Annotated in this window: 2 protein-coding genes; both read right to left on the bottom strand. The window is 47.5% G+C overall.

The window, feature by feature from the left end; translation table 11 throughout:
* A partial coding sequence (flgK, locus tag M0R47_RS21810) for a flagellar hook-associated protein FlgK (RefSeq protein ID WP_292558461.1) occupies positions 1 to 1637 on the bottom strand: 1637 nt, incomplete at its 3' end.
* A gap of 43 nt (positions 1638 to 1680) precedes the next feature.
* A partial coding sequence (gene flgJ, locus M0R47_RS21805; protein ID WP_292558460.1) for a flagellar assembly peptidoglycan hydrolase FlgJ occupies positions 1681 to 2540 on the bottom strand: 860 nt, incomplete at its 5' end.

The raw sequence follows: 2540 nt of genomic DNA, 5'->3' as shown, positions 1-2540 counted from the left end.
ATTAAGGTATCAAATAATGAATTGGCAATAGCAATGGCTTGAGCCGCAGCCTGATAGGACTGTTGAAATTTGATCAGGTTTGCCGCCTCTTCATCCAGGTTAACGCCTGCCAGGTTTTCTCTTGCCTGTTTTGCCTGGTTGAATAATACTTCCTGAGCCGAGCTGCTAATTTTTGCCGCATGCGTTAAGGTACCAACCTTTGCTACCAGTTGACCATAAGCGCCATTGAAAGTCGCCTTGCCACCGAGCAAAGCGGATTTTTTTTCAAGACTGGCCAAATTTAAAGCGGCCGTATTATCGCCCGGTATCGGTGAACCCGGACCGCCGGTAGTGCCGGCAGCAGCAATTTTCACGGGATCAGTCAGCAGCGCCGTCATTTTTTTGGCGGCATCAAATGCCGGTCTGATCAAAAAACTGTCGTTGGCGGAAACTCCCGATGTTGACAGGATGAATCCAGGCCCCGTTATAGTTGGCCCCGGACCGGCATTAGCTATGGTGTTGTCACTCAGCCTTTTTAAGGAATAATTGGTGCCGTCATAACTCAACATATAATCGCTTGGATAGAGTTGACTTGCCGTGTTCGGATCATAAACAGCTGTAACCGAACTGCCGGCCGAATTATTCGGATTGGCAGTTACCGGTACGGTTAACGCTGGTGTTCCTAAACTGAACAGTTCCGTTCCTGCATCACCGTTTAAATCGAATCCTGCTGTATGCGCCGCGTTAAACTGGACAGCAAACCCAGCCGCCACCAAGCCCAATTGTTGCTGGGCAGGATCCAGAACTTCATCGCGAAACTTAAGCGTCCCGGACAATTCTCCACCGGTAATTTGTTTGCTGATATCCTGACCGTCCATAAAAATATTTTTATGAGCAGGATCGGTACTTGATCCTGCCAAAGACAGCTTGGCAGCGTTTGCGCCCAATACCAGGGATTGTCCATTGCCAATAAAGACGCTGATAGAACCGTCTTGCTGAGCAAGCGTGGAAATGCTTATTTTTTCTGCAATTTTAGTTAGTAGCGTGTCGCGCTGATCCAATAGATCATTAGGCAACTGCCCACCGGATGTGCGACTTGAATCTGTGACAATTTTACCGTTCAGGGTAGCGAGACCTTCGGCAAAGACGTTAATATCATCAACGGTTGCCTGCATTTGCTTATTGGTCTGAAGACGTAAATCCTCAAACCGGGCCGACGCCGTATTGAATTGCTGAGCTAAAGACTCGGCTTCAGAAACCATAACCTGCCTGACAGGCAGAGACGAAGGGTCATTAGCCACTTCATTGACGGCATTAAAGAACGACTTCAACGCCGGTGACAAACCGGTCGCTTCATCAGCGATAATATTATCCACCTGCGACGCCATGGTAGAAAACGTATCGGTTTCTGCAAATGCAGAAGTACTGGAAGTCAGTTGATTAGTAATAAACCGATCATAACTGCGGGAAACCGTTGCAATATCCACCCCTTGACCAATATAGCCGGCACCGCTAAATTCCGCAGGTCTGGCGCCAAATTCCACGTGCTGGCGGCTATAGCCATCGGTATTGACATTGGCAATATTATGGCTTGTGGTATTCAATGAGCGTTGGAAGGCCATAAGCCCTGACAATGCTGTTCCTAAAAGTCCTGTCATACTGGAGTCCTGTTTTGAGACTTATCCGGGTTTACTTTGGTCATTACCGCATTGCCACAACAGTTTCCGGTTCAAATTCGGCCATCGTGTTGCTGTGATAAATGTTCATGATTTTATTGGCATAGTTGGGATCGGTTGCATAACCGGCGCGTTGCAGTTCATGCAAATAGCGCTCCCCATTGCCAGCCTGTTTTAACGCATCGCCATAGCGTGGATTATTTTTTATAAAAGCTACATAATCCTGAAAACTTTCCTGAAATGAGGCGTAGGATCTAAATCCTGCGTTTACTTTTTTAGCGACGCCCTGCTCAAATTCCAGCGTAGGCACCTGCGCCTGTTTGCCACGCCAGGACTTATCGGCCTTGATATTAAACAAATTGAAACTGCTCTCGCCATTGCTGTTTTTTATTAACGAACGTCCCCAACCCGTCTCCAACGCTGCCTGCGCCAAAATAACCCTGGGTTCTACGCCCAATTCTTTCGCTGCCTGCTGTGCATAAGGGTGCAACTGCCGGATAAAATCCTCTGCTGATTGTATCGGCCGGGCATGATTATTCTTTAACGGAATTTCCGTCATTTCATTAAGCGGGCTACTGTCATGAATGTAAGCGTTGATAATAACCTGACCATCAACGGTATTACTTGCCCGGTTGCCAACGGCACGCGGATATTTCGATATGCCTTTTTGGGTACCGGCCGATCTGTTCAGATAATCGTCAAGCGCCAGTTTTTCATTATCCGGCTGATCAGACTTAAGTTGCTTAACGATTAAATCCGCAAGACCAACGCCCGGCTTACCGGATAAATGCACCGCTAGCTGCTTGTCATACAGTTCGTTATAAAATTTACTCTGGTCGCTATCGGTAATGCCATCCGCCAGTTTTGCGTCGCGCATACTTTTAA

It is taken from the genome of Methylobacter sp. (assembly GCF_023227905.1).
In the GTDB taxonomy this organism is placed as follows: Bacteria; Pseudomonadota; Gammaproteobacteria; order Methylococcales; family Methylomonadaceae; genus Methylobacter_A.
This window is presented reverse-complemented; position numbering and strand designations above follow the sequence as displayed.